Here is a 6,569-nt window from a genome sequence, read left to right as displayed (position 1 = left end):
GCCCGGAATGCCGAAGACGACGTCGACCTCGAGCGCCTCGAGGGACCGCACGAGCGAGCCGGCCCCGGAGATCGGGGTCGCGGCGGCGGGCCGTACCGCCGGGGCGGCCGGGTTGGCCGTGCGCGTGGCGGCCTGGTCGACGTCGACGGTCGGGTCGGCGGTCGCGCGGGCCCGGCGGGCGGTGTGGGCGAGGGTCTCGGGCGTGGGTCTCGTCATGGCGGTTCTGGCCTTCGGCTGGAGTGGCTGGTGGCTAGTCAAGCGATGCGACGCGGGCGGGGCCCGCTCGCCAGGTTCCGATGGCAATAAAAACGGCCCTCGTGCAGATGCACGGGGCCAGCGCACTCTCGGTGAGGGAGAGTGCGCTCAGGTAAGTACTCGCAGCGACCGGTACGACGACATGCGGCTAAGCCTGACGCATCTCACGCGATGAGTCAACTGATCCCACATGTTGGTTAACGGAGGTCGGCGCGTCGACCGGCGACGCGCCATCGGCGGGCGGGTTGAGCTGCCCGGACATACCCGGAACGCGGCGTGGCGCGGGCACCGGAGCGGGACGCGCACCCGGTGACGTGGCCGCCTCCAGCATCGCCTCCAGGTGCTCGGCCGGCACGCCCCAGCCGAAGAGCGCGCCCTGGCCGAAGCGGCAACCGGCCGCCACCACCGCGGCCAACTCGGTCGGGGTGGTCACCCCCTCGGCGATCACCTCCAGCCCCAACTGGTGACCCAGGCGCATGACGATGTCGACCATCGGGGCGAACGCCGGGCCGTCCTGGCCGACCGGGCGGACCGGCTCGTGCTCGGCGACCAGGCTGTGGTCGATCTTGAGGATGTCGATCGGCAACCGGCGCAGCTGCCCCAGCGACGAGTAGCCGGCCCCGAAGTCGTCGAGCGCGATCCGGACACCGGTCAAGCGCAGCGCGGTCAGCCGCCGGATCAGCTCGTCCAGGTCGGTGGCGACCGCGTGCTCGGTGACCTCCAGCACCAGCCGCTGCGGCGGCACGTGGTGGGCGCGCAGCGCCTCGGCGACCTGGACCACGTACTCCGGGGCGTGCAGCTCGCGCGGGGAGACGTTGACCGACACCCAGACGTCGTGCCCGTCCGCGAGCCACCGGGAGAGCTGGTAGCAGGCCTGATGCAGCACCCAGGCACCGAGCGGGGCGATCATCCCGCACTCCTCGGCGAGCGGGATGAACTCGTCCGGACGCACGTTGCCCAGCTCAGGATGGTGCCAGCGGAGCAGCGCCTCTGCGCCGACCGGCCGCACCGACGGCAGCGACGCCACCGGCTGGAACGCCAACCGCAGCTCGTCGCGGTCGATCGCGCCGCGCAGTTCGTGCTCCACCGTCGTACGCCGGCGCAGCAGTTGGTCGTACGCGGCGTCGTACCGCTCGATCCGGTTCTTGCCACGCTGCTTGGCGTAGCGCAACGCCAGGTCGGCGTGGCGCAGCAGCAGCTCCACGTCGGGCTCGTCGGCCCAGTCGGCCACCCCGATGCTCACCGACAGGAAGACCGGCCCCTCCGGCTGGTCGTAGGGGCGGTTGATCACCCCGAGGAGCCGTTCGGCGACCCGGTCCGCCTCGACCGGCCGGCCCTGCATGAGTACGGCGAACTCGTCGCCACCCAGCCGGGCGGCCACGTCGCCGGGGCGCAGGTTGCCGCGCAGCCGCCGGCCCACTTCGGCCAGCACGGCGTCGCCCACGTCGTGGCCCCGCATGTCGTTGACGTTCTTGAAGCCGTCCAGGTCCAGGCCGAGCAGCACACACGGGTTGTGGTCGGCGGCGTTGCGGTGCAGCGCCCGGAGCAGCCCGCGCCGGTTGGCCAACGACGTCAGCGGATCGGTGTGCGCCAGCTCACGGAAGTGCGCCTCCCGCTCGGCCAGGCGGCTCGCGTACCCCCGGACGTCGCGAAGGGTGAGGTACTGCCGTGCCACCAGTGCGAAGCCCTCCACGCTGCCGGCCACGATGCCCGCCGCGGTGAACCGGCCGTCCTGGGCGAGGTGGTACATGGCCGAGGCGGCCATCGCCAGCATCGGGGCGATCGCGTACTCGCCGTCGCTACCGACCAGGTCGAGGTCGATCTGCCCCGGCCGGTCGGCCCGGTAAACGGTGAGCGCCACGGTCAGCAGGCCGGCGGCGAGCACCACCGCGCCGGTCAGCGCCATTGTCGGCCCGGCCTGGCAGAGCCCGGCGCTCAGACCCAGCCCACCGCAGGTCACCGCGCTGATGCCGGCGCCGAGCGCGGCGAGCCGTCGACGTGGGGTGGCGGCCCGGAAGACGATGATCACGACGAGCCCGGCGCTGAGCGCGGCGCTCACAGTGGCCACCAGGATCGCCGGGCAGGCCATCGGGGTGGCCGCACCGAGCAACCTGGTGGGCTCGGAGAAGAGCACCCAACCGACGAACCACAGCGCCGCCGCCATGACCAGGCCGTCCAGGGCGAGCCGGGCCGTCCCGGCCGCGGTGGCGGCCACCCCGGGCAGCCGGAGCAGACCAGCCGCGAAGGCCAGCCCGCTCACCGCCGCGCCGATCGCCACCATCGTCGCCCAACCGGTGCGCTGCCCCTGCTCGTGGGCCCAGTGGTCGTTGGCGCTGAGCGTGGCGACCACCCCGGCCAGGAGGCTGAGCAGGGCAACTCCGGCGGCGCCTGCGAGCAGCACGTGTGCCGGCCGACGCGGCACCGCCCGCCGCCGGGCGACGACGGTCAGCAGCACGGCGGCCACCGCGGCGACGAGCCCGCTGAGCGCCGCGACAGCGACCATGCCCGGTGGAAAATGCACGCCTCCAAGAGTGCCGGATGGGCGCACGTCATGGGGGGCTGGGTGTGCATCTGTTGGGACACGGCAGATACGGGGGCGGGCCGGTGCGTCGACGGTGTCATGCTGGTATGCATGCCTGAGCTGCGGTCGAGGACTTCCACACACGGTCGGACGATGGCCGGCGCCCGGGCCCTCTGGCGGGCCACCGGGATGACCGACGACGATTTCGGCAAGCCGATCGTCGCCATCGCCAACAGTTTCACCCAGTTCGTGCCCGGTCACGTACACCTCAAGGACATGGGTGGCCTGGTCGCCGACGCCGTCGCCGAGGCCGGTGGGGTGGGCCGGGAGTTCAACACCATCGCTGTCGACGACGGCATCGCGATGGGCCACGGCGGCATGCTCTACTCGCTGCCCAGCCGTGAGCTGATCGCCGACGCTGTCGAATACATGGTCAACGCGCACTGCGCGGACGCCCTGGTCTGCATCTCCAACTGCGACAAGATCACCCCCGGGATGCTGCTGGCCGCGCTGCGGCTCAACATCCCGACCGTCTTCGTCTCCGGCGGCCCGATGGAGGCCGGCAAGACGATGGCGATCGAGGGCGTCGTGCACAGCAAGATCGACCTGATCGACGCGATGATCGCCTCCTCCAACGAGGCGGTCACCGACGAGCAGCTCGGTGAGATCGAACGCTCCGCCTGCCCGACCTGCGGTTCCTGCTCCGGCATGTTCACCGCCAACTCGATGAACTGCCTCACCGAGGCGATCGGGTTGGCGCTGCCCGGCAACGGTTCGACGCTTGCCACCCACGCCGCCCGCCGGTCACTGTTCGTCGAGGCCGGCCGGACCGTCGTGGAGATCTCCAAGCGGTGGTACGACGGCGACGACGACTCGGTGCTGCCGCGTACTGTCGCCTCCAAGGCCGCCTTCGAGAACGCTGTCGCCCTGGACGTGGCGATGGGCGGCTCCACCAACACGGTGCTGCACCTGCTGGCCGCCGCCCGCGAGGCGGAGATGGACTTCGGCGTCACCGACATCGACGCGATCTCCCGCCGGGTGCCGTGCCTGGCCAAGGTCGCACCGAACTCGCCGAACTACCACATGGAGGACGTGCACCGGGCCGGCGGCATCCCGGCGATCCTCGGCGAACTGGACCGGGCCGGGCAGCTCAACCGGAACGTGCACGCCGTGCACTCCCCCTCGCTGGCGCAGTGGCTGACCGACTGGGACGTGCGCGGCGGCTCCCCCACCCCGACGGCTGTCGAGCTGTTCCACGCCGCGCCGGGCGGGGTGCGTACCGTCGAGCCGTTCTCCACCACCAACCGGTGGTCGTCGCTGGACACCGACGCGGCCGGCGGCTGCATCCGGGACCGCGAGCACGCCTACTCCGCCGACGGTGGGCTGGCCATCCTGCACGGCAACCTGGCACCCGAGGGCAGCGTGGTGAAGACCGCCGGCGTGCCCGACGACTGCCTGACCTTCCGCGGCCCGGCGAAGGTCTACGAGTCGCAGGACGACGCGGTGACAGCGATCCTCGCCAAGCAGGTGGTCGCCGGGGACGTCGTGGTGATCCGGTACGAGGGGCCCAGGGGCGGCCCCGGCATGCAGGAAATGCTCTACCCCACCTCGTTCCTCAAGGGCCGCGGGCTCGGCCGCTCCTGTGCGCTGCTCACCGACGGCCGTTTCTCCGGTGGCACCTCGGGGCTCTCCATCGGGCACGTCTCCCCCGAGGCGGCCTCCGGCGGGCTGATCGCCCTGGTCCGCGACGGCGACGAGGTCGTCATCGACATCCCGGCCCGGTCGATCGAGCTGAACGTGCCCGCCGAGGAGTTGGAGGCTCGCCGGGTGGCCGAGGAGAAGCGCGACAAGCCGTACACCCCGACCGATCGGCAGCGGCCGGTGTCGGCGGCGCTGCGCGCGTACGCCTCGATGGCCACCTCGGCCAGCGACGGCGCCTACCGCCGCGTCCCGGAGTAACCACCGGGCAACGCCGCGCCGCCGCTGCGACAAGATCAACACGAGTTCCGCGATATCGGGGTGTCCCGTCGACCGGGACACCCCGATTTCTGCAATCTCGTGTCGATCACCGCTGCGTGGCGACCCTCAGGTCAACCGTAGATCGCGCAGGTCGGGGGCAGCGGCGAGGAGCCGTACTCCGTCGTCGTCGTGGCGGTGCAGCGTGCAGCCGGCGCGGGTGAAGCGAACGGTGACCACATGCCCGGCGTGCCGGGCCGCCAGGCGCAACAGATCCTGCTCGGGATCGGCGACATGACGCGTCCCGGAGCAGGGCACCGGGATGGACGCCCTCGGGTCGGTTGGGGCGGCCCCGGCGACGGCGTCGGTCAGGCACTCGACACACCAGGAGAGCGCGGCGGCAAGACTTGGTCGGTAGGGGAAGTCGTCGGGACGGACAGGCGCATCGAGCGGCTTCACCTCGACTGACCAGCGCATTCCGTCGGCCAGCAATGGGTCTGCGGCGTTGTGCCGCAGGTCGCACATGGCCACTACGAGGGCCAGGTCAAGGCCGAGGGCGAGCCGCAGCAACTCGGCCAGCGGTGGCGCGTCGGGAGGCGTCGCCACCACGATCAGACGGCCGGCCGCCGTGCCCCGGCCTGCGCTGCGGACGTGCTCCCCGACCGGGTCGGCCCCGGCCCAGGGCAGGGTTACGTAGCCGTCGCGGAGGTCTTTGCCGATCTGCTGCCCGCCGTCGGCGTCGGCCAGGTCGTCGGGCCGCGCGCCGAGCACCGCCGCCCAGGAGCCGAGCCGGTAACGGTCGGGAAGCTGGACGACGGGCCTGCCGCCCGGTTGGGTGGCGACCAGCGGAGCGACTTCGGGCGTACCGGCCTGCCAGGCCAGGTGCATCACCCGGTGCCGCAGGTCGGTGACAGTGACCAGCACCGTCTGGTGCAGACGCTGACTGTCCCCGCAGGTGAAGCAGTGCAGCGCGGATGGGCGCAGGCCGACGCCGCAGCAGTGCGGGCAGTCGGGGTCGGCCGCGCGACCGCCGAGCCGGCAGTCGCAGGCGCGTAGCCGGCTGTGGGGTCGGCAGTCCGGGCAGGGCCGCCAATGGACGGGTTCACCCAGCCAGGGCGGGTCGGGTGGTTCGTAGCCGCGGCTCACCGGCACCCGCACACGGCGGACGACCTGGCCGGTGGGCTGCTCCGCGAGGGTCTCCACCGGCTCGCCAGTGCGCAGAGTCGTGTGCCACCAGCGGCCGTTGCGCCACAGGGCCTGCGCGCCGGGCAACTCGCCGCCGGCCAGGTCGACGCAGTCAGCGAGGACGCGCCGTTCGAGTTGGTCGACGTCCACGGCCGGAGCGGCGGGTGGGCGCGGCGAGTCGGGGCGCAGCAGCCGGGCGGGAGCGGCCAGGCCTCGCTCGGCAAGGCCGCTAAGCGCGTCGGCCACGTCGGTGCAGGCCAACACCTCCAGCAGGTCCCCGCACCAGCCGGGCGGAGCGAGCGGCACCGGTGAGCCGGGCACCTCGTACCGAATGGCCCAGCAAAAGCTCACGCCCTGCCGGCGGACCTCGACGACCAGGTCGAGCAGCAGCAGGTCGGCCAGCGCACACAGCCGGACCAGCCGTGCGGCCGGGTCGACGGCCGGCGGGGCGGTGGATCGGCCCAGCACCAGCCTCCAGGGTGCGTGATCGGCCCGGAGGATGGCGTGGGCCTCCAGCTCGTGCCGCAGTGCTGCGGGCAGGTCGGGTTGCCACTGCCGGTCCAGCCACAGCGAAGGCGCGTCGGCCTCGTCCAGGACCGCGTCGACGGTGGCGTGCAGCGCGAAGGTCAGCCGCTCCAGGCCGGCCGCACCG

At 72.6% G+C, this 6,569-nt stretch carries 3 protein-coding genes and 1 pseudogene; 1 reads left to right on the top strand and 3 read right to left on the bottom strand.

The annotated features are described in order from the left end of the window. Together ABZ749_RS26245 and ABZ749_RS26240 are read right to left on the bottom strand one after the other, a co-directional pair. A pseudogene (locus ABZ749_RS26245) lies at positions 1–216 on the bottom strand (acetolactate synthase large subunit); the annotation flags it as partial. A 187-nt stretch (positions 217–403) separates the two neighbouring features. Then, positions 404–2,776 (bottom strand): bifunctional diguanylate cyclase/phosphodiesterase, encoded by a 2,373-nt coding sequence (locus ABZ749_RS26240; protein WP_357232438.1) that lies wholly within the window; start codon positions 2,774–2,776, stop codon positions 404–406. A gap of 111 nt (positions 2,777–2,887) precedes the next feature. Between ABZ749_RS26240 and ilvD the strand changes: the two genes are divergently transcribed. After that, positions 2,888–4,735: a dihydroxy-acid dehydratase gene (gene ilvD / locus ABZ749_RS26235; RefSeq protein ID WP_357232435.1), complete on the top strand. Its 1,848-nt coding sequence runs from the start codon at positions 2,888–2,890 to the stop codon at positions 4,733–4,735. A gap of 126 nt (positions 4,736–4,861) precedes the next feature. Here ilvD and ABZ749_RS26230 read toward each other — a convergent pair. Beyond that, positions 4,862–6,569: hypothetical protein (locus tag ABZ749_RS26230; protein WP_357232432.1), on the bottom strand; the 1,708-nt coding region annotated here is incomplete at its 5' end.

The organism is Micromonospora sp. NPDC047753, from assembly GCF_040642735.1.
Lineage (GTDB): Bacteria > Actinomycetota > Actinomycetes > Mycobacteriales > Micromonosporaceae > Micromonospora.
Note: the sequence above shows the minus strand (reverse complement) of the source record. Positions and strands in the feature narration are given on the sequence as shown.